Source organism: Kribbella sindirgiensis, from assembly GCF_004331435.1.
GTDB lineage: Bacteria > Actinomycetota > Actinomycetes > Propionibacteriales > Kribbellaceae > Kribbella > Kribbella sindirgiensis.
In genome coordinates this window covers 36,226-62,068 of record NZ_SJKA01000028.1, presented here as the reverse complement: position 1 = coordinate 62,068, position 25,843 = coordinate 36,226, and the positions used below count along the sequence as shown (strand labels likewise).

Annotated in this window: 21 protein-coding genes; 9 read left to right on the top strand and 12 right to left on the bottom strand. The window is 67.7% G+C overall.

All coding sequences use genetic code 11. The features are described 5' to 3' along the window. The first annotated feature begins 94 nt into the window (after positions 1-94). The 3 genes from E0H50_RS40420 to E0H50_RS40410 are packed head-to-tail and all read left to right on the top strand — an operon-like array spanning position 95 to position 4,095. The gene (locus tag E0H50_RS40420; RefSeq protein WP_131296459.1) at positions 95-2,191 is read left to right on the top strand and encodes an MMPL family transporter; all 2,097 of its coding nucleotides are present in this window, start codon (positions 95-97) and stop codon (positions 2,189-2,191) included. A gap of 39 nt (positions 2,192-2,230) precedes the next feature. After that, positions 2,231-3,418 (top strand): sensor histidine kinase, encoded by a 1,188-nt coding sequence (locus tag E0H50_RS40415; RefSeq protein ID WP_131296458.1) that lies wholly within the window; start codon positions 2,231-2,233, stop codon positions 3,416-3,418. Next, on the top strand, positions 3,415-4,095 hold the full coding sequence (locus E0H50_RS40410) for a response regulator transcription factor (RefSeq protein WP_131296457.1): 681 nt from the start codon (positions 3,415-3,417) through the stop codon (positions 4,093-4,095). The genes E0H50_RS40415 and E0H50_RS40410 overlap by 4 nt, the downstream gene beginning before the upstream one ends. A 63-nt stretch (positions 4,096-4,158) precedes the next feature. On the opposite strand, the gene E0H50_RS40405 is transcribed toward E0H50_RS40410, so the two are convergent. From E0H50_RS40405 to E0H50_RS40385, 5 genes are read right to left on the bottom strand one after another with little or no spacing between them, the layout of a single operon-like run. Then, complete coding sequence (locus tag E0H50_RS40405) at positions 4,159-5,412, bottom strand: ADP-dependent glucokinase/phosphofructokinase (protein ID WP_131296456.1); 1,254 nt, start codon at positions 5,410-5,412, stop codon at positions 4,159-4,161. A gap of 1 nt (position 5,413) precedes the next feature. Beyond that, positions 5,414-6,274: a ketose-bisphosphate aldolase gene (locus E0H50_RS40400; RefSeq protein WP_131296455.1), complete on the bottom strand. Its 861-nt coding sequence runs from the start codon at positions 6,272-6,274 to the stop codon at positions 5,414-5,416. A gap of 33 nt (positions 6,275-6,307) precedes the next feature. Continuing rightward, complete coding sequence (locus E0H50_RS40395; protein WP_131296454.1) at positions 6,308-7,150, bottom strand: carbohydrate ABC transporter permease; 843 nt, start codon at positions 7,148-7,150, stop codon at positions 6,308-6,310. Between the two features lie 6 nt (positions 7,151-7,156). Next, positions 7,157-8,119, bottom strand: a complete 963-nt coding sequence (locus tag E0H50_RS40390) for a carbohydrate ABC transporter permease (protein ID WP_131296453.1) — start codon at positions 8,117-8,119, stop codon at positions 7,157-7,159. Between the two features lie 54 nt (positions 8,120-8,173). Then, positions 8,174-9,484 (bottom strand): ABC transporter substrate-binding protein, encoded by a 1,311-nt coding sequence (locus E0H50_RS40385; protein WP_202868548.1) that lies wholly within the window; start codon positions 9,482-9,484, stop codon positions 8,174-8,176. A gap of 178 nt (positions 9,485-9,662) precedes the next feature. Here E0H50_RS40385 and E0H50_RS40380 point away from each other — a divergent pair, with 178 nt between their 5' ends. Continuing rightward, positions 9,663-10,493, top strand: coding sequence for a DeoR/GlpR family DNA-binding transcription regulator (locus E0H50_RS40380; protein WP_131296452.1), 831 nt, complete (start codon positions 9,663-9,665; stop codon positions 10,491-10,493). Here E0H50_RS40380 and E0H50_RS40375 read toward each other — a convergent pair. The 4 genes from E0H50_RS40375 to E0H50_RS40360 form a co-directional block, all read right to left on the bottom strand. After that, positions 10,486-12,912: a S8 family peptidase gene (locus tag E0H50_RS40375; RefSeq protein WP_238151680.1), complete on the bottom strand. Its 2,427-nt coding sequence runs from the start codon at positions 12,910-12,912 to the stop codon at positions 10,486-10,488. The genes E0H50_RS40380 and E0H50_RS40375 overlap by 8 nt on opposite strands. Positions 12,913-13,553: 641 nt before the next feature. Further along, on the bottom strand, positions 13,554-14,807 hold the full coding sequence (locus E0H50_RS43340) for a right-handed parallel beta-helix repeat-containing protein (protein WP_165547462.1): 1,254 nt from the start codon (positions 14,805-14,807) through the stop codon (positions 13,554-13,556). 4 nt (positions 14,808-14,811) lie between these two features. Further along, positions 14,812-16,212 carry a glycoside hydrolase family 6 protein gene (locus E0H50_RS40365; protein ID WP_131296450.1) on the bottom strand — a complete coding sequence of 467 codons (1,401 nt, stop codon included), beginning with the start codon at positions 16,210-16,212 and terminating at the stop codon, positions 14,812-14,814. A 52-nt stretch (positions 16,213-16,264) separates the two neighbouring features. Beyond that, positions 16,265-18,493: a glycoside hydrolase family 9 protein gene (locus E0H50_RS40360; RefSeq protein WP_131296449.1), complete on the bottom strand. Its 2,229-nt coding sequence runs from the start codon at positions 18,491-18,493 to the stop codon at positions 16,265-16,267. Positions 18,494-18,680: 187 nt separating this feature from the next. On the opposite strand from E0H50_RS40360, the gene E0H50_RS40355 reads away from it, so the two are divergent. From E0H50_RS40355 to E0H50_RS40335, 5 genes are all read left to right on the top strand, one after another. Then, on the top strand, positions 18,681-19,991 hold the full coding sequence (locus E0H50_RS40355; protein ID WP_131296448.1) for an ABC transporter substrate-binding protein: 1,311 nt from the start codon (positions 18,681-18,683) through the stop codon (positions 19,989-19,991). Then, complete coding sequence (locus E0H50_RS40350) at positions 19,988-20,950, top strand: carbohydrate ABC transporter permease (protein ID WP_238151679.1); 963 nt, start codon at positions 19,988-19,990, stop codon at positions 20,948-20,950. The genes E0H50_RS40355 and E0H50_RS40350 overlap by 4 nt, the downstream gene beginning before the upstream one ends. Further along, positions 20,947-21,792 (top strand): carbohydrate ABC transporter permease, encoded by an 846-nt coding sequence (locus E0H50_RS40345; RefSeq protein WP_238151678.1) that lies wholly within the window; start codon positions 20,947-20,949, stop codon positions 21,790-21,792. Before E0H50_RS40350 ends, E0H50_RS40345 begins: the two co-directional genes overlap by 4 nt. Beyond that, on the top strand, positions 21,789-22,820 hold the full coding sequence (locus tag E0H50_RS40340; RefSeq protein ID WP_131296447.1) for a LacI family DNA-binding transcriptional regulator: 1,032 nt from the start codon (positions 21,789-21,791) through the stop codon (positions 22,818-22,820). Before E0H50_RS40345 ends, E0H50_RS40340 begins: the two co-directional genes overlap by 4 nt. 72 nt (positions 22,821-22,892) lie before the next feature. Continuing rightward, positions 22,893-23,831, top strand: a complete 939-nt coding sequence (locus E0H50_RS40335) for an aldo/keto reductase (protein ID WP_131296446.1) — start codon at positions 22,893-22,895, stop codon at positions 23,829-23,831. A gap of 21 nt (positions 23,832-23,852) precedes the next feature. Here E0H50_RS40335 and E0H50_RS40330 read toward each other — a convergent pair whose 3' ends face one another. The 3 genes from E0H50_RS40330 to E0H50_RS40320 all read right to left on the bottom strand — a co-directional run bounded on the left by E0H50_RS40330 (position 23,853) and on the right by E0H50_RS40320 (position 25,839). After that, the gene (locus E0H50_RS40330) at positions 23,853-24,233 is read right to left on the bottom strand and encodes a MerR family transcriptional regulator (protein ID WP_131296445.1); all 381 of its coding nucleotides are present in this window, start codon (positions 24,231-24,233) and stop codon (positions 23,853-23,855) included. A 323-nt stretch (positions 24,234-24,556) separates the two neighbouring features. Continuing rightward, positions 24,557-25,198, bottom strand: coding sequence for a choice-of-anchor M domain-containing protein (locus tag E0H50_RS40325; RefSeq protein ID WP_131296444.1), 642 nt, complete (start codon positions 25,196-25,198; stop codon positions 24,557-24,559). Continuing rightward, positions 25,195-25,839 (bottom strand): choice-of-anchor M domain-containing protein, encoded by a 645-nt coding sequence (locus tag E0H50_RS40320; RefSeq protein WP_131296443.1) that lies wholly within the window; start codon positions 25,837-25,839, stop codon positions 25,195-25,197. The genes E0H50_RS40325 and E0H50_RS40320 overlap by 4 nt, the downstream gene beginning before the upstream one ends. Positions 25,840-25,843: the final 4 nt, after the last annotated feature.

Here is a 25,843-nt window from a genome sequence, read left to right as displayed (position 1 = left end):
CGGATTCGGTAGTTGGCTGCCTTCTTCGGTACGACGACGCGCGGCGGCGCGGGCGGAACGATGGGAGCTCCGTACTTCTGGATGGAGACCTCCTGTGGCAACGATCTTGGCTCGGCTGGGGCGGTGGGCGTTCAGGCGGCGTGGCGTGACGGTGCTGGTGTGGCTCGCGTTGCTGGGAGCGGCGGTCTTGGCCGGGTTGACGGCGCCGGCCGCTCCCGCTGACGACTTCTCGATGCCCGGTACCGAGTCTCAGGCGACCATGGAGTTGCTGCAGAAGCGGTTCCCGGGGCTGATCGGCGACGGCGGTGAGGGGCGCGTGGTGTTCGTGGCGCCTGCGGGGGAGGAGGTGACGTCGCCCCGGTTCAAGGCGGAGATCCAGTCGGCGGCGTACGTGACGCTGACCTTCGACGTACCGGCCGCGTCCGTCACGGCCGACAGTCGCGACCAGGTCGCGGCCGTCGTCGACGCGGCCCGCGGTTCCGGGCTGACGGTGGAAGCCGGTGGCGAGGCGCTGGAGTCCGGTGGCCCCGCCGGCATCGCGGAGCTGATCGCCATCTCGCTCGCCGCCGTGATCCTGCTGGTCACCCTCGGATCCATGGTGGCGGCCGGACTGCCGCTGCTGACCGCGATCGTCGGTGTGGCGATCAGCCTGCTGTCGCTGCTGGCGGTCAGCAAGACCTTCGGCCTCTCGCAGACCTCGACGACCTTGGCGCTGATGCTGGGCCTCGCGGTCGGGATCGACTACGCCTTGTTCGTCGTGGCGCGCTATCGCGAGGAACGCGGGCGAGGAGCCGCACCGATCGACGCGGTCTCCCTGGCCGTCGGTACGGCGGGCTCGGCCGTCGCGTTCGCCGGGATCACCGTGGTGATCGCGCTGGCCGGCTTGGCCGTGATCGGGATGCCGATGCTCACCAAGATGGGCCTCGCCGCCGCGGCGGCAGTGGTGATCGCCGTCCTGGTGGCGTTGACGCTGGTGCCCGCGCTGATCGGTTTCGCCCCCGACAAGGTGCTGTCGCGTTCCGCGCGGCGCGGTGCTGCTCCCGCGACGACAGCCGGGTACGCCGATCGCTGGGCACGCTTCGTACTGCGGCGCCCGATCGCCGTACTGCTCCTCGGTACGGTTCTGCTCGGAACGCTCGCGATCCCCGCACTCGGTCTGCGCTTGGGAATGCCGGGCGACGAGTCCAAACCCACCACGGCCACCCAGCGCCGTGCGTACGACGAACTCGCCAAGGCGTTCGGACCCGGTTTCAACGGCCCGCTGATGATCGTCGTGGACGCTCAGGGCGCTCCCGATCTGCGCGCAGCCGTCGCCGCGATCGCCGGCAAGATCGCGTCCACCAAGGGCGTGGTGTCGGTCTCGCCGCCGATGCCGAGCGAGAACGGCGACACGGCGCTGTTCCAGGCGATTCCGGCGACCAGCCCGACCGATGCGGCGACGACCGGCCTGGTCAAGACGCTGCGCGAGACGCGGCCCGCCATCGTCCAGGGGACGGGCGCGACCTTCAAGGTCACGGGAACCACCGCCATCAACATCGACCTCGCCGGCAAGCTGCAACGCTCGCTGGTGCCGTACCTCGCCACTGTCGTCGGCCTGGCCGTACTGCTCCTGCTGGTGGTGTTCCGCTCGGTCCTCGTACCGCTCAAGGCGGCTCTCGGCTTCCTGCTCTCGGTCCTCGCCGCCCTCGGCGCGGTGGTCCTCGTGTTCCAGCACGGGTTCCTCGGCGGGCTGTTCGGAGTAGAGCAGACGGGACCGGTCATGAGCGCCGTACCGATCTTCATGATCGGTGTCGTATTCGGGTTGGCGATGGACTACGAGGTCTTCCTGGTGTCCCGCACGCGGGAGGCCTTCGTCCACGGCCACGCGCCCCGGGCCGCGATCGAGACCGGGATGCGGCAGAGCGCTCGCGTCGTGGTCGCGGCGGCGCTGATCATGATGGGTGTCTTCGCCGGGTTCGTGACCGAGCAGGACGCGTTCATCAAGATGCTCGGTTTCGCGCTGGCGGCGGCGGTGTTCCTCGACGCGTTCGTCGTACGGCTGGCCATCGTTCCGGCCGTGATGGCGCTGCTCGGTCGCCACGCCTGGTGGCTGCCGCGCCGGCTGGACCGGATCCTGCCCGGCGTCGACGTCGAGGGAGCCCGCCTGGCCCGGCACCCGGAGCGCGAGCGCACTCCCGTTGCCGCTCCGTAGCGGACACTGGTGCAACAGATCCTCAGGAGGCGTCAGCACATGGCCGGTTTGGAGCAGTACGTCGTACGCCGTCCCTGGCTGACCGACGCAGTGATCGCGGTCGCGGTGCTCGTCGGCGCGGCGGTCATCGGGGTCAACCTGTCCGACCCCGACGGCGCGCGCCCCGCCGACGCGTGGCTCGCTGACGGGTTGGCCGCGGTGTCCTCCCTCGTACTGTTCGGCGCGCGCCGGCTCCCGAGGGTCACCGTCGCGGTTGCCGCCGCCTGTGTCGTTGCCCTCGGCACGCTTGGCTACCTGCTCACGCCACTCGTGCTGGCACCTGTCATGGTGGCGCTGTACTGGCTGGCCCGCGCGCTCCCGAGCCGCCTGGCCTGGACGTACGGCGCGATCGCGACCGCCGTCGTCGTGGCCGTCGCCGTCGGCCCGACCCTCGATCGGGCGGTGGCCCTGCGGGCGATCGGCCCGGCCTTGTGGCTCGTGCTTCCGCTGGCGCTGGGCAGCCGTTCGCAGCTGCAGGCCGCCTATCTTCGCGCGCTTCAGGCGCGGGCCGCCTACGCCGAACGCACCCGCGAGGAGGAGGCACGACTGCGGGTCGCGGAAGAGCGCTTGCGGATCGCGCGTGACCTGCATGACGTGGTCGCGCATCACATGGCCGTCGCGAACGCTCAGGCCGGCACTGCGGCCCACCTGCTCGACTCCGGCCCGGATGTGTCGAGGAAGCTTCTCGCCGATCTTCAGACGACCACGTCCACTGTCATGCTCGAGATGCGCGCGACGATCGGCGTACTGCGAGCTACGGACGACTCCGGTGCCGACTCACTGCAACCAGCGCCCGGGCTCGCGCAGCTTCCCGAGCTCGTCGGCGCGTGCGCGGCGGCCGGCCTGCAGGTGACGGTCGAGATCCAGGGTGAACCACGGGACCTCCCGCCGAGCGTCGATCTCACGGCGTACCGCATCGTCCAGGAGGCACTGACCAACGCCACCAAGCATTCCGGCTCGTCGACCGCCTACCTGCTGATGACCTACAGCGCGGCCTCGCTCACGATCACGGTCAGCAACGCCGGCGCAGCGGACGCTCAGCCGGCCACCGGTGGGTACGGCCTGATCGGGATGCGCGAACGGGCCAACGCGGTCGGCGGCCGGGTTCAGGTCACCGATACCGGAGGTGGACCGTTCGAGGTCGTCACCACCTTGCCGCTGCACCTGCAGGCACCGGTGGGCTCATGACGACGCGAGTGCTGCTGGCCGACGACCAAGCCCTGCTCCGTGGGACCTTCCGGCTGCTCATCGACTCCTGCGAGGACCTCACGGTTGTCGCGGAGGCAGCCGACGGAGCCGAAGCTGTCGAGCTGACCCGGACTCACCAACCCGATGTCGTGGTGATGGACATCCGGATGCCCGGCACCGACGGACTCGCCGCTACCGAGACCATCTGTGCGGACCCGGCGCTGGCATCGACCCGCGTGCTCGTCCTCACCACCTTCGAGAACGACGAACACGTTGCCCGCGCCCTGCGTGCGGGCGCCAGCGGATTCCTCGGAAAGCACGCGACCACCGACGCTCTCCTCGACGCCATCCGCACGATCGCCCACGGCGACAGCCTGCTCTCACCCGGAGCCACCAAGTCCCTCATCACGCAGTTCCTCGCCGCACCCGCCCCGTCGTACCCAACCGCGCCAGGCATCGCTGACCTGACCAACCGCGAACTCGAAGTCACCAAGCTGGCCGCCGACGGCAAGTCCAACGACGACATCGCCGCCGGCCTCCACCTGAGTGTGCTCACCGTTCGCACCCACATCCAGCGCGCGATGACCAAACTCGGCGCCAGAGACCGGGCCCAACTCGTCGTCATCGCCTACAAGAACGGCCTCGTCGCCCCGCCGCCAACCAGTGGTCAGGCGTAGGACGCGGGCGGAGGATTCCCTGGCCTGGGTGACGCCGTAGCCCTCTTCACGACCACCTGCGGACTATTGTCCGCTGCCGTTGCCGTTGCCGTTGCCGTTGCCGTTGCCGTTGCCGTTGCCGTGCACGCGCGCTGATCCCGGCGACGCGGTGGCGGCCAGGAAGCCGCCGACGAAGGCGTCGCCCAGGCCGATGGTTGTGGGGTTGGGGATGTCGAGTTGGAGGGCGGGGAGGCAGCGGATGAGGCCGCCCATTTCGTGTTCCAGGGCTTTGGCGAATTCGGTTGCGTCGGGTCGGCGTGGGTGGGTTTGCATGCGGGTGTAGTCGTCGTGGGTGGAGTTGTCGCCGTGGGCGTAGCGGGTGCTGGCTACGACGATGCCTTCGTTCAGGGCCTCGGTGTGGTCGCCTTCGCCTAGGGCTGCGGACCAGTACTTCGTGTGTACGACGAGGGTTGGGCCAGGGATGAAAGCTCGTAGGGACTCGAGGGCGTTGGCCACCTCGTTGACCGAGAGCAGGTTGACGGTGCGGCCTAGGTACGTCTGCATCTCGTCTTCGTTGAGGCCGTAGATGTTGATGCGGTCGAGCAGGGCCTCGCGGACGCGTTGGCTGAAGGCCGGCTGGTGGAAGCCGGCGTCCTCGTAGTAGACGATGGCCGCTTCCGGCAGTTGTCGGAGGTGGTCTTGTAGGGAGGACAGGCGCGCGTCGAGCAGTTGTTGGTCGCGGAGTGAGTTGAAGCCCGAGATGAGGAAGAGGCGCGCGCCGCTGAGCAGAGGCCCTAGTTCGGGGCTGAGCAGCATGGAGCTGTTGGCTGGGTCGTTGGCGTAGATCAGCCGGTTCGGGAACGGGGCGCAGAGGTCGATGTCGCCGGCGCGGACCTGCAGGTCCTGGGCGTACTGCACGATCACGTTCGGGTTGAAGGTGTCCTTGTCGTCGCTACAGATGTAGTCGGTGTCCGCCGGAAGCAGGCGGCGTACGACGTCGTTGATGCTGACCAGGTGCAGCGTGGAGGGGACGCCGAGCCGGCTCAGCTCCTTCGCCGCCCGGACGGACGTCCCGCCGAGAGTGGTGCGGATCGGGAAGCGTTGCGTGAACTGTCGCAGGGTGGCGGCGGAGGCGACGTAGTGCTCGCCTCCACCGCCCTTCTGCAGGTAGGTGAGAACCGAGATGACCAACTCGCGCTCGTCGGTGATCGCGACCGGTGCGGTCAGCTCGTCGGCGCGGATCCGGTACTCGCGGATGAGCTGCTCCATGACGGGCGCGGACAGCGTGAGCTCATGGTCGACGCATCCACCCAGTCCCAGAACTACGGTGCCGTCCATATCAGTACAGGGATGCCTTTCCGGTCGTCTCGAAGAGGTCGATCTTGTGCGCGGCCACGGCCTTCATCGCCTCGAGGCAGGGCGGCTGGATGCTGAGCGGCTCTCGCAACCCCGTGTCCGCGAGCACCTCCCGCATCTTCGCGTGGTAGGCCACCTTGATGTCACTGGAGATGTTGATCTTGTTGATCCCCAGCTTGACCGACAGCGCGATCTCGTCGTCGGGGTTGCCGGAGCCGCCGTGCAGGACGAGCGGGATCTGGACGCGGTCCTTGATCTCCTTGAGCAGGTCGAGCTTGAGCTCCGGCTTCAGGGTCTTCGGGTAGAGGCCGTGGTAGGTGCCGATGGCCACGGCCAGGCTGTCGACACCGGTGGCCGCGACGAACGTCACCGCATCCGCCGGGTCGGTGTAGATGATGGCGTCGCTCCCGTCCTCGGCCTCGTCGTCGGTCTTGCCGATCGTGCCGAGCTCCGCCTCGACCGACAGGCCGACCGCGTGCGCGGTCTCGACGACCTTCCGGGAGATCGCGACGTTGTCCTCGAAGGACTGCAGTGACGCGTCGATCATCACCGAGGTGAAACCGGCCTGGATCGCGACCAGCATCTCCTCGTACGTCGCACCGTGGTCCCAGTGAATCGCGATCGGCACCGTCGAGCGGTGCGCTCGTTGCGTGATGGCGGCGATCGCGTCGACGCCGAGGTGCTTGACCTCGTCGGGATGGATCCCGATGAACAGCGGGGCGTGCTTCTCCTCGCTGATCTCGACGATGCCGTTGAACATCGCGTAGTCGCTGATGTTGAACGCGGGCACCGCGAAGTTGTTCTCGTGGGCGACGTCCAGGATCGCCTTGCCGGTCGTCAGCATATGGCTGCTCTCTCTTCTCGGGGTTGCGGGTGGTCAGGCCTTGACGGCGCCGGAGGTGAGGCCTCCGATGAAGCGCCGCTGGAACAGCAGGAACAGCACGAGCACCGGGATGGAGCCGAGGATGCTCATCGCCATCATCTGGTTCCACTCGTAGGAGTGCTGGCCCATCAGCAGCTGGATGCCGATGGGCACGGTGCGCATGTTGTCGGTGCGGGTGAGCGTCAGCGCGAACAGGTACTCGTTCCACGAGATCATGAACGTGTAGACGCCGACCGCGATCATCCCCGGCACCGAGATCGGCACCAGGACCCGCCACAACGCCGTCCAGCTCGAGGCCCCGTCCACCTTGACGGATTCGTCGAGTTCCTTGGGCAGCGTGTTGAAGTAGGCGGTCATCATGATGATCGCGTACGGCAGGGTGAAGACGATGTGGGTGAGAATCAGCCCGGGATAGGTGTTGTACAGGCCGAGCGCCACGACCAGACCGAAGTACGGGATCACGAGGGTGATCGGCGGCACCGCCTGGACGCTGATGATCACGGCGTTGACGGATCGCTTCAGCGGGAACTCGTACCGGCTGAAGCCATAGGCCGCGAGGATCGCCACGAACAGCGTGAGCGCGGTGACCGAGAGCGCGACGACGTAGCTGTTGACGAAGAACCTGAGCTTGTCCGGGTCGCCGAGGATGCTGCGGTAGGCCTCGAGGGAGAAGTTCTCGGTCACGAGCCGGGGCGGAACCTGGAAGACCTCGCCGTTGGCCTTGAACGAGGTCGACAGCATCCAGAGAACCGGCAGGCCGGCGAACGCGGCACCGAGGCAGAGACCGGTGAAGACGGCGATCTTCGCGCCGAGGCGTCGTCTCTTGCGCGTGTGCACGGTCGGTCACCTCTCCTTTTGCAGACGGACGTAGAAGAAGGCCAGGACCAGCGAGAGCAGCAGGACGATGACCGCGCTGGCCGATGCGGTGGCGAACTCGTAGCTGCTGAAGGCCTGCTTGTAGGTGTAGGTGCTGAGCATCTCGGTGGCGTTCAGCGGGCCGCCGCCGGTCGTCATCCAGATCAGCGCGAACTGCTGCGACGTCCAGATGAGATCGAGCACGGCCATGCTGACGAGCACCGGCCGCAACTGCGGGATCGTGACATTGAGGAACTGCCGTACGGCGCCGGCGCCGTCCACGGACGCGGCTTCGTAGAGGTCCGAGGAGATTCCCTGCAGACCGGCCAGGATGCTGATCATGAAGAACGGGAAACCGGCCCAGATGTTGACGAAGGTCAACGCCCACAGCGCCGTCCCCGGGTCGGACAGCCAGTCCACCCCCTGCTGCATCCGACCGACCGTGGTCAGGAGGTAGTTGACCACCCCGGACGGGTCCAGCAGCAGGCGCCAGATCACCGCGATCACGGCGACCGTGAACAGCCACGGCAGGATGTAGATGATCCGGAAGACCGCCTTCGTGACGCCGCCCAGCAGTGACGTGTTGAGCATCAGCGCGAAGGTCAGCCCGAGGACGAGGTGGGCGACGGTGCTGACGGTGATGAAGACGAACGTGTTCTTCAGCGCCACCAGGAAGTCGGGGTCGGTGAGGACCTTGGTGTAGTTGGCGAGACCGACGAGGACCGGGTTCTCCTCGACGATCACGTTGTCCTTGAACGAGTAGCTGACGACCATCGCGATCGGGACGATCATCAGCACCGAGATCAGGATCACCGTCGGCGAGAGATAGGCGTACGGGACCAGGCCCCTCGCGAAGAACCGCAGCTTCCCGCTACCGGCGGCGGCCGGGGTTTGCGATGCCACCTTCGTGTCCGGTGGAGCGGCGGTGGGATTCAGGTTCGCAAGTTTCATCGATATCTCCTTGTCCGGGGCCGCGACGGCGATCCGCCGCGGCCCCGGACTGAGCTAGCTCAGATCGGACGACCAGGACTCCTGCGCCTTCTTCAGCGTGTCGTCGACGCTCTGCTTGCCGGTGAGGGTGAGCTGAAGCTGCTCGTCGAAGCTGCGCATCAGGTCCTCGGACTTCGGCAGGCCGACGAACTCGTTGGCCGGATAGCCCGCCTGATAGATGCCGAACGCCGTCTTGAACAGCGGGTCGCTCTTGGTGAAGTCCGGCGTGGCGGTCTTGTTGCCGGGGAACCCGTTCGCCAGCGTGCTCAGCTGGGCGTTCGTCTGCTTGCTCATCAGGAACTCGACCAGCTTGAACGCCTCGGCCTTGTGCTTGGAGGAGTTCGAGACGCCGATTCCCCAGGACGCGTACGGGATACCGCGTTTGCCGGTGTAGCTGTCCTCGGCCGGGATCGGGGTCACGGTGAAGTTGAGCTTGGGGTTGTTCTTCTTGATCAGCGTGATGTGCGCCAGGGAGTCGATCACCATGCCGACCTGACCGGTGGTGAACTTCTCGACCTTGTCCTGCTCCTTCATCGTGAGCGAACCAGGCGCGATCACGTTGGCGTCGTTCAGGCTCTTGACGAACTCGACGGTGCCCTTCACCTGGTCGCTGGTCAGGTTGGCCTTGCCGTCCTCGGTGAGCATGCTGCCGCCCGAGGCCCACAGCCAGGACATCACGTCGTTCTGGACGCCGTTCGGTACGGCGGTGTCGAGGGGGAGTGCCCAGCCCTTGACGTTCCCGCCGAGTGCGCTGACCTTCTTCGCGGCTTCGAGGAACTGCGTCCGCGTGGTCGGCGGGGTCGTGACGCCCGCCTTCTTCAGCAGGTCGTTGTTCACGAACAGGGGATACACGAAGTTGACCACGGGGACCATGTAGGTCTTGTCCTTGATCTTGATCTGACTCGCGAGCTGGCCGGAGTCGTACTTCGCGTCGGCCATCAGCTCGGTCAGGTCGGCGATGGCTCCCTGCTTCGCGAAGTCGCTGACCCACGCGCCGTCCAGGCCGACCACGTCGGGCAGCGTCTTCGAGGCGGCTCCGGCCACCAACTGCTGTTTCGTGGAGGCGTACGGCCCGCTCAGCAGCTTGACCTTGATGTTCGGGTTCTGGGCGGTGAACTCGGTCATGAGCTTGTCGAACGACCCCTCGGGCAGCTCCGGCGCCCACCACTGCGCGAACTCCAGCGTGACGGTCCCGCCGCTGCTGGATTCTTCGTTCGAGCCCCCGTCCGAACCACACGCGACCGCGGTGGCGGCCATCGCGGTCACCGCCGTCACCCCGATCAGCTGCCTCAGCCGGTTGCGCACCCGGGTGCCGCTTCCGCTCATCGCGACCTCCTTCATGTCAAGGTCTTACTGCTCTTTGCAGGATTTCGCCACGTTAACAGCAGGTTACACAGCCTACAAGAGCGAGAGCTGCAGAATCTCGCTAAAGACGGCAGAGTCGTGCAGTTCTGCGGCATCTGTGTGAGAGTAGGGCGCAGAACCGCACGCAACTACCGCAAAGATGGGAAGATCTGTGGCCGTGGACAACGAGGACAGGCAGCGCCGCCTGCCGGCCGGGCGCAAGGCCAAGCTGGCCGCCTACGTCGCCGAGACCGGCGAGGTCACGGTCACCGATCTGGCCGAGCGCTTCGGCGTCTCCATCGACACGATCCGACGCGACCTCGACCAGTTGAGCGCGGACGGCGTCCTCGTGCGCACCTACGGCGGAGCGGTCAGCCAGTCGAGCATCTCCCGGGTCGACCGGACCGTCGACGTCCGGCTCACGCTCGAGAAACACGAGAAGGAGCAGATCGCGAAGCTGGCCGCGGCCCTGGTCAAGGACGGCTCGGTCATCATGATGAACGGTGGTACGACGACACTCGCCGTCGCGAGGAATCTCCGCGACCACCGCGACCTCACCGTGGCGACCAACAGCCTGCTCGTGCCGCCGGCGCTGCCGGAGTCGACGATCCGCGAGGTGTATGTGTTCGGCGGTGCGGTCCGGACGCTCTCGCTGACCACCACCGGCCCCATCAGCTTGCCGTCGGCCGGCGGGGCCGACCTGGACGTCAGTTGCGACCTGGCGCTGATCGGGGTCGGGGCGGTCTCGGTCGAGGGTGGATACACGACCAGCAACCTCGCCGACGCGGCGATGATGCGGGAGATGATCTCGCGGGCCGCGCGGGTGGCCATCCTGGCCGACTCCTCCAAGTTCGGTCGCCGTCTCTTCGCCCAGGTGGCCGACCTCGCGGCCGCCGACTATTTCGTCACCGACACGGCACCCCCGCCCGACCTCGTCCGTGCCCTCCGCGAGAACGAGGTCGAGCTCATCACCCCCGACGCCACTACCTGAGCGTCAGGGTTTCGTACGTCGTGGTTCCTGCCTCGTACTGGCGTGGCTCCGGCCTGACCTCGCCGAGGGCCTGCTGCCAGTCGGTCTCAGGTTGCAGGTACTGGTGCACCGCCTGCGGGAGCTTGGACGGTGCTCCGATCGGGAGCGTGTTGACGCCAGGCTGACGGCCGACCAGTTGCCAGTCCTCCTGTGCGCCGGCCGGACCGTTGTACTTGACGACCACATGTGCCAGCTGGCGATCGGAGTACACCCTGCGCTGCAGGCCGTTGAGGAAGTGGCCGCGTTGCGTGTCGATCAGGCCGTAGAGGTACGGGGTGCCGGTGAGCGTGCCGTCCGCGGCGAGGCGACCGACGTACGACGCGACGAAGCCCTGGAACTGCTCAGCCGGGACGGCGGGTCCCATCCGGCCGAGGTACAGCTTCTCGCCGCGCGGCTTTAGGTTGAACGTCAGCACCGAATCGCCGGCCTTGTTCTTGAGCTGGTAGCCGAAGAAGACCACGAAGGTCTGGGCGTCCTTGCGAGGCACCGTGACTGTTACGGGCTTGGCCTTCCGTGCGTCAACGACCAGCTTCAGGTCGCGTCGTACGTCGACCTCGGGCTGGACGATCCGGTAGTGCTCGCCCGCAGGACCGAACAGCGTGACATCGAGCGCGTACCGGCCTTTGGGCACCCGGCCGGGCTCCTCGGACGCGAAGGTGTCCAGGTTCTGCAGCGACGGCATCGCGCGATCGGCCGGGAGCGGCTTGCCGTCCGGGCCGAGGGCGGTCAGCGCGACGTTGTAGCTCTCGACCTCCTTGTCGACGACCAGGGGTACGCCGATCTGCTGGCTGCCCGCGGTCGCGGTGAGCCGACCGGTGTAGAGACCGTCAGGTCCGTCGTGCGCGGTCTCGGACGTCACCTTGACGGACGCGCTTCCCTTGGCCGGCACGGTCAGCTGGTTGGTGCTCAGCTGCAGCACACCGGCCGTGGCGCCGTTCTTGAGCTCGGCCTGGAGGCTGAGCGTGACGGGCGTACTCGCGGTGTTCTCGAAGGTGACGTCCTTGGTGACAGGCTTGTCGTCGGCATGCGGCCACAGCGCCCTGCCGAAGGACACGTTGGTCGTGGTGGCAATGACCGTTCGCTGGACGGCGCGGGCGGCGTCGACACGGCCGGAGCCCTGCTCGTAGGGCTTGAGTGCGGGGTTGGCCTTCGCCGACGACGTGATCGCGGCCTTCAATTCGGTCGCCTTCCAGCTGGGGTGCTGCTGGGCGAGAAGGGCCGCGGTACCGGCCACGTGGGGAGTGGCCATCGAGGTGCCGGTCATCCGGGTGTACTTGTCGCCGACCGGGTCCTGAGGGTGCGAGGCAGCTGACCTGGCCGCGACGATGCCGACGCCCGGGGCGGTTACGTCGGGCTTGATCGCGCCTTGGTCCGTCGGGCCGCGGCCGGAGAAGCCGGCCAGCTTCTCGTCCCGGTCGACTGCGCCGACGGTCAGCCCCGAGGCCGCCGTACCGGGCGATTCGACGACGCCGAAGTTGCCGGCGGCAATGACGAACAGGGTGCCGGTCTGCTGGGTGATGCGGTCGATGGCCTGGTCGAGCGGGCCGCCTTCCTGCGATCCGCCGAGGCTGAGGTTGACCACTTTCGCCTTCTGCGCGACGGCCCACTCGATACCTTCGAGTACGTCGGACTCGGCGCAACCGCCGGTGTCGTCGCAGACCTTGCCGTCGAGCAGCGTGGCGTCCGGAGCGACGCCCTTGTACCCGTCGGCACCCCGGCCGGCGACTGTGGCGGCGACGTGCGTGCCGTGGCCGAACACATCCGCCGCCGGGGCGGTGGTGAAGTTCTTCGCGGCGACGACCTTGCCGGTCAGGTCCGGATGGTTCGCGTCGATACCGCTGTCGAGGACGGCGACGGTGACGCCCTTGCCGGCATAGCCGGCCTTCCAGGCGGTCGGGGCGCCGATCTGCGGGACGCTCTTGTCGAGGGAGGTGTGGAGTTTGGCGTCGAGCCAGACTTTCGTGCCGGCTGTCCGCGCCCGCAGGAAGCCGGGCGCGGTGGTCTTCGGCAGTTTCAGTTCGGCGGGTTTCCGGGTCGGAGCGCCGGTGACGATCAGCGGGATGTCGCCGCGGGCCGAGTCGTCGTACCCGTCGCGGAGGAGAACGTCGAGATCGAACAGCCGACGGTCGAGCTTGCCGGTCGCGACGTCGCCGCGGACGTCCACCGGGATCACGGTCCATTCGTCCGGCGTACGGCGTACCTCGAACCCGATCTTCTCGCGGCCCGCCGGGCGATCGACCGTCACGGCGTCGCCCTTCACGACGACCTTGTCACCGGTGATGAGGGTGACGGTTCGAGCCTTGGGGGCAGCGTCCGCCTGCTGCTGCATCGGTATGAGCGCCAATAACAGTGCCGCCGCAGCCAATCGTCTCTTCCGCACGTGTCTCTCCTTCGTCATCGGACCTCACCCCACAGATGTCCGGTGCCGCAGGCAACATTTCACCCGCTCGGAGAAACGCGGCTCTTGTGGCTGTCGTGGTGGGGATAGAAATGGTCGCTCCGCGCAACTTTGTTTCCCCGCACTTGGGGTGCTGCGCCGGTCCCGAGCAGCGATCCTGCCCTCCGGACGACACACCCAGACGGCGCGGCGTCCTTCGTGGGGCCGGGATGGCAGCCGCCAGTGTTTGTGCTGCCTGCCGGCATCGCCACCGCGGCTCCGGCGGCAACCGACCCGGACGATCTCTTCACCGCAGGGAAGTTCGCGGCCGCCGACCGGGGATACACCCGGGTCCTGTCCCGCGATCCGCGGAATGCTCGCGTGCTCGCGCAGTGCGGCCGGATCGCCTTGTTGTCGAACAAGTTGGCCAGTGCCGAGAGACCAGTACGACGCTGCCCTCGCCACGCAGTACCGCGCACTCCGGGGTACGCCGTACCGGATCAGCGGACCGCAGCGGACGCGTGTGCCGATGTTCTGCGTGGACCCGCTGCCCGGCGTACGAGCCGCGATGAAGGGCCTGCCCGGAGCGAGCTGGGGTCGACGGTCGGGCGTGGGGGTGGCGGTCTGCCACCCCCACGCCGGTTTCAGTGTTGGTAGGCGCCGGAGTCCCAGCTGATCAGGGTGGTGAGGGGTTTGTCGGCCAGGTCGTACGGGTAGCCGGAGTTCTCGGCGCGGCCGATTGCGGGGCTTCCTGCTTTCAGTCGGAGGTCGGTGGCGCTGGTGTAGAGCGGGTCAGCTTTGACCGAGTGTGCGCCGAGCGTGAACTGGTAGACGCTGCCTTGGTACACGCCGCGGTCCTCGTCGGCGGCGTCGGCCGGGTTGCCGGTGTCGAAAGAGTCGTCGTACCCGACCTTCTTGCCGACCTTGACGATGTTGTTGCGCAGCTTGAGGATGTCCGGCCCGCAGCCCGCGTCGCAGCTCCAGCCGTCGCCGTTCGGGAGATTGACCGAGTTGTTGATCGCGAGCGTGCGCAGGACGGGCCCGATGGTGCTCTGCGCGCCGCGCGTGATCAGGAAGGTCCCGGACGGCTGGTTCGACGTGACGGTGTTGTACGCGAACACGTTGTCGTCGGAGGTCTGGCCGGACTCGTGACCGAGCTCGGTGAACGTGTCGTTGTTCGCGGTCTTGTTGTATTCGATGTGGTTGCGGTCGCCGTTGAAGATCTCGACCGCGGCGCCGTCGTAGGTGTAGTCGATGCTGGTGGCGAAGCTGCCGCTGATGGTGTTGTGGTGGATCTTGTTGTCGTCGCCGTTCACCAGGACGCCGAACGCACCGGAGTCGTTGTCCGGATCGGTGTCGTTGACGCTCATCTTGTTGTTGTCGACGAGCGTGCTCCAGCGGATCTCGTTCCAGTCCGAGCCGTCGACGATCGAGACACCGGCGACGTTGTTGTCGGCCTGCACCGTGTCCATCACGATGCCGTCGCCGACGAGCTCGAACCCGGCCCAGTTGCAGCCACTCGCGCGCAGGTCGCCGATGAAGATGTCCGAGCCGGTGACGTGCACACAGTTCAGCACCGGACCGCCGATCTTCGGCAGCGCGCCGGAGCCGTAGGCCCCGACCACGATCGGGTGATCGGTTGCGCCGGACGACGACAGCTCCAGCGTGCCGGTCCAGGACCCGCCGCGCTTGAACAGGATCTGGTCATCAGGCCCGAACGCCGATCCGTTGACCTTGGCGAGACTCTTCCAGGGCTTGTCGATGGTGCCGGCGTTCGCGTCGTTCCCCGCGGCCGAATCGATGTAGTAGGTGGATGGATCGTCCGGGGCGGCGTACGCGACTCCGGCAGCGGATGTGAGCAGCAAGGCAGCCGTCAGGGCTGCAGCGGTCTTCTTCACGAGGTCAGTTTCCGTTGATCAGGCGGGTTGCCAGGTCAGGGCTGAAGGTGCCGGCCGGGATCCCCGCGCCGATGCCGCAGGAACCGTCCGAGTCGCCGGGCACCTTGATCCACAGCTGCATCTCGGGGCCGCCGCCGAGCTGGGACGTGGCGCCGAGCTTGCGGCCGGGTGGGTTGCACCACTCGCCGTTCGCCCCGTTGCCGTTGCGGCTGGTGTCGACCACGAAGGGCTTGCTCGCAGCGAGGTTCCCCTGCACGGAGTTGCCGTAGGCAACCGTCTCCGCGGTGGTGTAGTAGTTCGACACGTTCAGGGAGAAGCCGTGCGCATCGGCCAGTCCGGCGCCGGTCAGGCGCTGGGCCATCACGTTCGCCGCGACCCAGCCGGCGTTCCCGCCGTCGAGATAGGCCCACGTGTTCGGCGCCGAGTTCTTGAACTGCTGTACGGCGTAACTCAGCATCCCGTTGCGCTCGTCGATCTGCGCCTGGCTCATGCAGTTGAAGTCGCCCAGGGAGTCGGGCTCGATGACCACGATCGCGGGCCGCGCGCCGATCGCACTCGCGAAGCTCTGGATCCAGGTCCGGTACGCCGCCGGCGAACCGGCGCCACCACCGGAATGGCCGCCGCACGCGTCCCGGCCGGGGATGTTGTACGCAACGAGGACCGGGAGCTTGTCCGCGGCGTCCGCGGCACCGACGAAGCCACCCACCGCGGCGCCGATGTCGCCGCTCCAGTTACCGAACCAGCGCGCCATCGGCTTGGTCGCGATCGACGACTGGATCGCCGCCGCGCGCCCGTCGCTCGGGTTGTTCTGCACCCAGGTGGCGGGGTTGGAGTTCGGGTCGACGTAGAAGCCGCTCGTCATCTGGGTGGGGTCACCGGCCGCGGTACCGGTGGAGTCCGTCAGCGAGACGTTGTCGAACCAGACGGTGAAGGCGCCCCCGGCGAGACCCCCGAGCTGGAACGTGAGTTCCGCGTTCGCGGTCTCGAGCGATCCGGTGAAGGGGAAGCTGAAGTGCCGGGTGGTCGTGTCGACGGTGAACAGGGTGTCCAGCGTTGCGGGATAGGGATCGGTGTTCTGCTGCACGGTTGTCCGCACTTGCCGGCTCGCGCTCGCTGAGGCGTCGAACGACAAGGTGTACTGACGGCCTTGGTGAATGGCGAAGGCCGGCGTCTTCTGGCCGAGCATCGCGTCCCACTTGTTCGCGGTTCCCCCTGGTACGGCGGCCTTGAGGCGGCCGGCGTCGACGCTGAGAGGCGTGTTGCCGGTGCTCCACCAGGACGTCGTACCGGAACTGAAACCACCGTTCTGCAGAAGCTCGGTGGCGGCGACGGCGCCCTGGATCGCGGGTATGACGGCCGCGAGTGTCAGGGCGGACGCGACCAGGCCTCGGAGGATCCATCTCATGCTGCTTCTCCTGTCTCGGGTACGGGGCGGTGATCCGGGAAAGCGTGCAGGTTCAGCTGGCGTCGGCGAAGGCCGCGGCCCAGGCGAGGGCCGAGTTCCAGTTCACCGCGACCTCGTTGGTGGAGTAGGAGCCGATCTCGTCGATGTAGCACTTGGCCGGGGCGCAGCCCTGGAGGTCGCGCTGGGCAACGGGATCCTGGAGGCCGGAGTTCGGGCCGCCGGCGATCGATCCGGGGTACGGCGACGGCAGCGCCGGGTTCAGGGAGTGCGCCCAGAAGCGGTGGTGCTGGTTGTGGCTGTACCGCGTGCCGTATCCGGTGACGTACGACGTACCGACGGCGTTGCGTCCGAGCAGATAGTCCATCGACTCCAGTGCGGCGTCCCGATAGCTCCGGCGGCCGGTGAGGTTGTGAGCGATGGCGAGGATCATCGCGCTGTTGGTCACCGCGCTGTTGGAACCCCAGACGTACTGCCCGTCGGTGGGTTTGTACGGGTTGGCATAACCCTGCGATCTCACGTTGGCGACGTACGTGTCGGCCGCCTTCGCGATCCGTTGAACCAACCTCAGCCGGTCGAGTACCGGCAGTCGCCACGGTGTCCGCGCCAGGGCGAGGTCCGCGAGGCCGCCGGCGTCCCTCCAGGAGAAGCCGTCGGCGGTCAGCGTCGTGGTGATGAACTTCTTGTACGACGGGGCGCCCGTGGTCGCGAACAACTCCGCGGCGGCCCAGGACAACTCGTCGGTCGCATTCGTGTCGTCGTATGCGCCGCCACCCTCGCCGCCAGGTGGCGCGTAGAGATCCGGGTGCTGTCGAGCGGCAGTCCATGCGGTCTGCGCCGCGGACAGGCAGCGGGCCGCGAACGCCTTGTCCCACTTCGCGTACACCCGCGCGCAGCGGGCGCCGACCGCGGCGACATTGAGGGTCGCGGCGGTGGACGGGGGATAGAGGTACCGCGGTTGCGGATCCGCCGACGGCAGCAGCGGAAGGCCCGTCCACTTCTCGTCGTGGATCGAATGATGGACCATTCCCGCCAGCGGCTGACCGGCCGGAACCTGCATCCGGAGGACGAAGTCGAGCTCCCACTTGGCCTCGTCGAGCACATCCGGTGTGCGGTCGCCCGCCTCGGGGATCTTCAGGCTGACTCCAGGACCGGTCTCGTCGTACAGATCGAGCAGTTGCCACGCAGCGAGGACACCGTTGACGACGTACTTGCCGTGGTCGCCGGCGTCGTACCAGCCGCCGCTGACGTCGAGGCTGTAGTCGCACGTGCCCGGGAAACACGGCACGGAGACGTCACCCTGGTTGGGCGCGACGCCGACGTGACCGGCCGGTCGCGCATAGGCGTCGCCGACGTACTTCGCCTCGATCGGGAGGCCGCTGCGGTTGTTGTAGAAGTACTCGAGCGCATCCTTGCGCAGGGTCGAGTAGATCCGGTCGCCGATCGTGAACGGGTCGCTGACCGCGTCACCGACCGCGAGCCGGAAGCCGGTTCCGCTGCGGTGGTACCGGCCGAAGTCGATCAGCTGGACGCTGTCGCCGGACGGTGCGTCGGCGCCGTACGGCGAGGTCTTGCCGGTGGCAACGACCTTGTTCGCGTTGTCGAGCAATCGCCAGTCGAGTGCCGTCGTCTCGGTCGTGACGAACGTCGCGCGTTTCGGGCCGGTCGTGAGGTAGCCGACCTGGTTGACGCGCACCGGCGGGCCGAAGTCTCGTACCCCACCAGGTGGCACCACACCGCCGACAACCGAGACGTTGTCGATGCACAGCGTGTAGGCGTCGGTCGCACCACCGGCCTGGAAGGACACCTGGCCGTGCGTGTCGGTGACCGGCGAGGTCGCGGTGAACTCGACAGTCTTCGGCGTGGTGTCCACGGACACCGGCTGATTGAGGACCGTCCCGTAGGGCGCGGCCGCCTGTTGCAGTGCGGTGCGGAACTGGACCGGCCGGCTGGCCGACGCCTCGAACCGAACCGTGTACGGCTGCCCGGACTCGAGCGGTACGTCGTCCTGGCCGATCATCGCGTCCCAGGGATTCACCGTGCCGGCCGGGATCTGCGCGCAGAGCTTCCCGTCGGCCACGTCGGTGGGGATGTTGCTCCACCACGGATCTTTGCCGGTCTCGAAGGTTCCGTTGAGGACGCGCTCGTACGGCGGACCGTCGGCCGCGGCGGGTCGTGCGGCGATGAGGCCGGCCGGCAGGAGCAAGGCCAGAGCGATCAGGCCGGCGGGAGCGCGCCGCCGCCTGCGGGGGAGTGTCGGTGCCGTGGGGCGGTTGATGGGCATGGACGGCCTCCGGCGATGGGAGCGCTTGCAATATTCGACCGATCAACGGTCATCTGCGTCAGCATGCTGCCGACCGCGGCGAGGCGTGTCAATGCCCAAACTCGGGTGAATTGGGGTCTTCCCAGTGAAACCGTCGGTCCTCTATCTTCGACCGGAAGCGCTCCCAGTTTCCGCCCAAGGAGGGTCCATGTCGACACGGTGGTTTCCAGGAAGACCCGGCCTGTTGAAGATTTCCGTCGCCGCGCTGGCGGTGGCGGGCCTGATCGCAGGATGCGGTGGCGGGGACAAGGACGGTGCCAGTTCGGAGGGCGGCACCATCACGCTGACCGTGAAGACCTTCAGCCAGTTCGGGTACGAGGACCTGTACACGCAGTACGAGGCGAGTCACCCCGGGATCAAGATCAAGCAGGAGAACATCGCGCAGCTCGGCGACTACACGCCCAAGCTGCAGCAGTGGCTGACCGCGGGCAGCGGGGCCGGTGACGTCGTCGCCCTCGAGGAAGGCATTCTGGTCAAGCTGATGGCGAAGCCGGACCAGTTCGTCAACCTGCTCGACTACGACGCCGGCAGTCTGAAGAGCAACTTCCTGGACTGGAAGTGGAACCAGGCACTGACCACCGACGGCAAGAAGCTGATCGGGCTCGGGACCGACGTCGGCGCCCAGGGGATGTGCTACCGGACCGACCTGTTCGCCAAGGCCGGCCTGCCGACCGAGCGGGACAAGGTCGGTGCGCTGTGGCCCAGCTGGGACGACTACCTCGCGACCGGCAAGAAGCTCACCGCCGCGAACACCGGCGCCAGCTTCTACGACAGCTCGGGCGCGCTCTACCAGAACATCCTGATGCAGCAGGGCGACACGACGTACTTCGATCGCGACAACAAGCTGATCGTCGACAGCAACCCCGGCGTCCGGAAGGCGTGGGACCAGACCGTCGCGATGATCGACGCGGGGCTGTCCGGCAAGCTCACGACCTGGAGCCCGCAGTGGAACGCCGGGTTCAAGAAGGGCACGTTCGCGACGATTCCCTGTCCGGCGTGGATGCTCGGCATCATCCAGGACCAGGCCGGCCCGGGGAACTCGGGCCAGTGGGACGTCGCCCGGGTGCCGGGGGAGGGGGCGGTCCGCGGCGGGTCGTTCCTCGCCGTACCGACGCAGAGCAAACATCCGAAGGAGGCGGCCGAGCTGGCCAAGTTCCTGACCAGTCCCGACGGCCAGACCGCGGCGTTCAAGGCGAAGAACAACTTCCCGTCGTCGCCGGCGGCCATCGACAGTGCGGCCGTGTCCGGCGCGGTGAACAAGTACTTCAACAACGCGCCGGTCGGCAAGATCTTCGGCACCTCGGCGAAGAGCCTGAAGCCCGTCTATCTCGGGCCGGACAACCAGGTCGTCGGCGACGCGATCGGCGACGCGCTGACCGCGATCGAGCAGGGCAAGCTGAAGCCCGGCGAGGCCTGGGACAAGGCACTGTCCGACGCGAAGCGGGCGGCCGGTAAGTGACCACACTCGAGCACGAGGCCCGCGGCGAGGGCACGGTCGTCGACCGGCGCCGGCGCGCGCGGGCCGGTGCTTGGAGCCGGCTGGATCTGCACGGGTCGCCGTACCTGTTCGTCGCGCCGTTCTTCGTGCTGTTCGCGGCGTTCGGCCTGTTCCCGCTGGGCTACACGGTCGTGGTGTCGCTGCACAAGTGGGACCTCACCGGCGACGCCGGCCTGATCGGGTTCGAGAACTACTCGACGCTGCTGGCCGATCCTGATTTCTGGAACGCGCTGCTGAACACGCTGGGGCTGCTCGTCCTCGCCACGGTGCCGCAGTTGCTCGGGGCACTCATTCTCGCGGCGTTGCTGAACCGCCCGATCCGGGCGCTGCTGTTCTTCCGCCTCGGCGTACTCATTCCGGTCGTGACGTCGGTGGCCGCGGTGGCGATCGTCTTCGGCCAGTTGTACGGGCGCGACACCGGACTGGTGAACGGCCTGCTGCACCTGTTCAGTGTCGGCCCGGTCGACTGGCAGGCGAGTCGCGGGGGCTCCTGGGTCGCGGTCGCGAGCATGGTGAACTGGCGCTGGACGGGGTACAACGCGCTGATCTACCTCGCGGCGATGCAGTCGATCTCGCGCGACCTCTACGAGGCGGCGCAGATCGACGGCGCCGGCCCGGTGCGGCAGTTCCGGAGCATCACGGTGCCGCTGATCCGGCCGGCGCTGATCTTCACCGTGGTGATGTCCACGATCGGCGGTATGCAGTTGTTCACGGAGCCGCTGTTGTTCGGTCAGGGGGATGTGTCCGGTGGCAGCTTGCGGCAGTTCCAGACAATCGCGATGTACATGTTCGAGCAGAGCTTCCAGAACTTCGACTACGGCTACGGGTCGGCGGTCGCGGTGGTGATCTTCCTGCTGACGGTGATCGCGGGTGTCGTGAATGCTGTGGTCGGCCGGATGGTTCGGGGAGGGACGCAGTGAGGCGCCGTACGCCCAGTGGACATGGCAACAGCCTGGTCTATCTCACGCTGGTCGTCAGCCTGGTGCTGTCGGTGTTCCCGCTGTACTGGCTGTTCGTGGTCGCGACCCGGTCCAACGATGTCGTGGGCGAGTTCCCGCCGCCGCTGCTTCCGGGCGGCAATCTGATGGACAACCTGCAGCGGCTGTTCGGGCCCGAGGCCGCGGAGGCCCATTTCGCGCGCGGTCTGCTGAACTCCGCGATCGCCTCGGTGTGCGTGACGGTGTCGGTGGTGTTCTTCTCCTCACTGGCCGGTTTCGCGTTCGCCAAGCTCCGGTTCCGCGGGCGCAACGTGCTGCTGCTGTCGGTCCTGGCCACGATGATGGTGCCGGTCCAGATGGGCATCGTGCCGCTCTACATGGTGATGGTGAAACTCGGCTGGCAGAACCACCTCCAGGCGGTGATCGTCCCGTTCCTGGTGTCGGCGTTCGGTGTCTTCCTGATGCGCCAGTACGCCGAACGCGCCGTACCGGACGAGCTCATCGAGGCGGCGCGGCTGGACGGCTGTACGACGTTCGGCCTCTTCCTCCGCGTGGTGTCGCCGGCGCTGCGCCCGGGCGCGGCCGTCCTGGGGCTGTTCACCTTCATGGGAACGTGGAACGAGTTCCTCTGGCCGCTCGCGGTCCTGGAGGCCGACAACCCGACGGTGCAGTTCGCGCTGAGCCAGCTCGCGACGCAGTACTACACCGACTACACGCTGATGTTCGCCGGCACGCTGGTCGCGATCGTCCCGTTGCTGGTGGTGTTCGTGCTGTTCGGCCGGCAGCTGATCAGCGGGATCATGGACGGAGCCGTCCGATCATGAACCCCAGGCGGCCGGTGACGCTCGACGACGTCGCGCGCCGGGCCGGTGTGTCCCGGTCGGCCGCCTCGCGGGTGATCAACAACGCTCCCCATGTCAGCAAGGCCAAACGTGACGCTGTCCTCCGCGCGGTGCAGGACCTCGGGTACGTGCCGAACGCGTCGGCGCGGGCGCTGGCGACGAACCAGGTCGGCGCGGTCGTGCTCGCGCTCTCGGCCGAGGACCCGCAGGTGTTCGCGGGCCCGTTCTTCGCCGAGGTGATCGTCGGCGTCACCTCCGTCCTCGAGGAGACCGACCTCGAGTTGATGGTGATGCTGGCGACCTCGGCGCGCGGCCAGACCCGGCTGGAGCAGTTGCTCCGAACCCGCCAGGCGGACGGCGTGATGCTGATGTCCATGCACGGTGACGACCCGATCGCGCGGTTGGCCGAGCAGTCCGACGTACCCGTGGTGTTCGGCGGCCGACCCGTGAACTTCGAGCCGCGGTACTACGTCGACGCCGACAACCGGGGTGGCGCGCGGTTGGCCACCGAGCACCTGGTCGCGATCGGGCGGAGGCGTATCGCGACCATTACCGGCCGGATGGACGAGGGGGCGGGCACCGCGCGGTACAAGGGCTACCAGGAGGCGCTGGCGGTGGAGGGCCTCGACGCGGGTCGCGTGGTGCACGGCGACTTCACCGAGGACGGCGGCGGCCGCGCGATGGCCGAGCTCCTGGCGCGACATCCGGACCTCGACGCGGTGTTCGTCGCGTCCGACCAGATGGCGATCGGCGCGCTCCGCGTGCTGAAGGACGCCGGCAAGTCGGTCCCGGGCGACGTGGCGGTCGTCGGCTTCAACGACATCGCAACGGCCCGCCACACCGCCCCGCCACTGACCACGATCAGCCAGCCCATCCAGTCCCTCGGCCACGAAATGGCCCGCATGCTCCTGACCCTGACATCCGGCGAAACCCCAAGCCCGCTGATCCTCCCAACCCGCCTCGTACAACGCGCCTCAACCACCTCCACCGTCACGGCCTGCTCGGCCTGATGCGATCGAGTCTCGTGCGCCGGGCCTGTGAGGGCTTGACCTGGAGCGCGCTCCAGCAATCAGGGTGGTGGCATGAATACACCCACGATGGCCCTCGGGGCGATGTACTTCGGCACGAGGGTGGATGAGCGGACTGCGTTCTCGATTCTCGACCGGTACGTCGAGCTGGGCGGAGCCTTCATCGACACGTCCGACAACTACAGCTTCTGGACCTCCGACACCGGCTTCGGCGGGCAGAGCGAGGCGCTGCTGGGGCGCTGGCTGGCGTCCAACCCAGGTGTTCGCGTTCGCCTCAGTACCAAGGTCGGCGCTCAGCCCACGCGGGTCGGCGGGTTCCCCGACCACCTCGAGGGGCTGCGCAAGGACGTCGTACGCGAAGCCATGACGCAGAGCCTGGAGCGGCTGGGCGTGGACGGTGTGGACCTGTACTGGACACACGTCGAAGACCCGGCCGTTCCGCTGGAGGACCTGGTCGAGACGTTCGGCGGCCTGGTCGGTGACGGATTGACCGCCCGCTGGGGCGTGTCCAACCACCCGTCCTGGCTGCTCGAACGGATCCGGGCCACCGCCGAAAACGCGGGCCTCCCGCAACCAACCGCGTATCAGGAGCGCTACTCCTACCTCCAGCCCGCCGGCGGCATGGACGTGGAGGGCCAGCCGATCCCGCTGGGGATGCTGTCACCCGACGGCCTCGACTTCCTGCGACGTAACCCGTCGTTCGACGGCTGGGTCTACACAGCAACCCTCCAGGGCCGGTACGACCGCAACGACCGCCCGCTGGAAACCGAGTACCGCCACCCCGGCACCGAACGGCGACTGGAGGCACTGACCCGGGTCGCCAAGGAGCGCGGACTCCGACCGGGGCAGGTGGTGCTCGCGTGGCTGGCCTCCGGCAACCCGGCACTGACCCCGATCGTCGGAGCTAGCAGCGTCGAACAGATCGAGCAGGCCGTGGAGGGCGTGTCCACCACCCTCACCGAGGATGAACTGGCGACGCTGAACGACGCCTAGACAGCCCCTTGCCGGAGCGGGTCAGGACGCCCCATCTCCCGTACGGCGAAGTTCGCCGCGGTACCAGTCCACCTTCTCCTCGACCCGTACGAGGGTCGCGTCGAGCTCGGTGATCCGGGCCCGGATCGACGCGGCGTGCTCCTCGAGGAGAGCGACCCGCTCCGGCATCGTGGTGTCGTCACGGCTCAACTCGCCGTACCGCCGCAACTGTTCGATCGACATCCCCGTGTCCCGCAGGCACCGCAGGAACCCGAGCATCCACAGATCGCCGTCGCTGTACACGCGCCGGCCGCCCGCGCTGCGCTCGATGCGCGGGAGGATCCCTTCCCGCTCGTAGTAACGCAGCGTGTCGATGCTGAACCCGGACTGTGCGGCCGCCTCGGCCGGCGAGTAGGTCGTCATACTCCGAACGTAACAGCCTTCCTGGAGCCGACTCCAGATCCTAAGGCTCCATCGAACCGATTCGGCCGATCAACCGATCGTCGTCGAGGGCGGTCGGCGGGCGGCTGAGTGAGTCCTGCACGGCATGCAGCAGCGCCAGCAGACGCACAGTGACCACGTCTACTTCGCTAGGCGTTCGTTCGCCGTCTGGACGGCAGCACCGACATCGCACGACATCCCTCCCACCCTCCTATCGCGTCGGCGCTCCCCGGCGTTTCATCGAATCCGGTGCCTGACCACTGCTGAGGCCGGGAACCTCAGCAGTGGTCAGTTGCCGCCGAGCCCTACGGCTGGACGGTGAAGGTGTAGGTCTTCTGGCCGGTGGTGATTGCCGTGCCGCCGGACGTGGTGGCGGTGACCTCGAAGACGGCGGTGTAGGTACCGGCGGCTTCGAAGGCCCAGTTGGCGTGGGCGTGGGTGTTGATCGCGATCGACCGGGTGTCCGGGAGACCGTTGCCGCTGTCGAACCAGATCGTCGGTGTACCGAGCGAGTTGGTGGTGTAGACGCTGACGTCGGCCGGTCCGGTGACCGAGACGAGCTTCACCGTGACGGCGTTGCCCGACAGCGCCCCGCTCGGGACGTCCTCGGTGTTGAACCCGGGCCAGACAATTCCACTCGCCTGGGTCTGCGGCAGGATCCACACCGGCGATCCGGCGGTGCCAAGGAACGAATAGGCGGAGTTGGACGGGACGGTGGTCTTGCTGGCCGACACCGCATTCAGTACGACGTCCGCCGGGGCGCGATCGACAGCGGGCGTGACCGTGCTGTCGCGGAGGTCGAACGTGAGTGCGGAACCGGTCCAGTCGACGTCGATCGCGTCCACGTGACCCGACGAGATCGTCGTCGCCGCGTGCGCCGGGGCAACGGTGAGGACTGCGGCCACGAACCCGGCGATCAGGCTGCCGGCGAGCCGTCGCGTCTTCACAGGCCCACCTTGAAGCAGTAGGTGGCGATGCCGGAGGTGACCTTCTCGCCGGTCGCTGCGAGGGTGCCGCTGACCTGGACCTTCAGCGTGTAGTACCCGGGGGCCTCGAACGCCCAGTTGGCGTGCAGATGTCCACCCGCGCTGGTGTCGATCCGGTCGGGCAGGCCGTCGCCGCTGTCCGCGAGGACCGTCGGCACGCCGAACGCGTCGGTGGTGAAGATGCTGACATCGGCCGGACCGCTGACGCCGACGAGGTCGACCTTCAGCGCGTCATCGGTGAAGACGCCGGGCTCGATCTCCTCGGCGCCGATCCCGGGCCAGAGCAGCGCGGGGTCCTGGACCTGGGGGAGTACCCAGGCACGGCTGCCCGCCGTACCGAGGAATCGGTACGCCGCGTCGTCGGGTACGGCGATCTCCGACGAGGGCTTCGCGACGAGCTGGACCTCGGCGGGCGAGTACTCGACCCCGTGCTCCTCGTCATGGACGTGGACGTCGAACGCGCCGCTCTCGAAGGCGATGCCGACGACGTCGACATGACCTTGATCCAGCACCACTCGCGGTGCCGCATCGGCCGGCGCCGCGACGCCGGTCAGCGCGAGAACTGCCGCGATCGGCAGCACCACGCGGTAAGGCTTGCGCATGGAG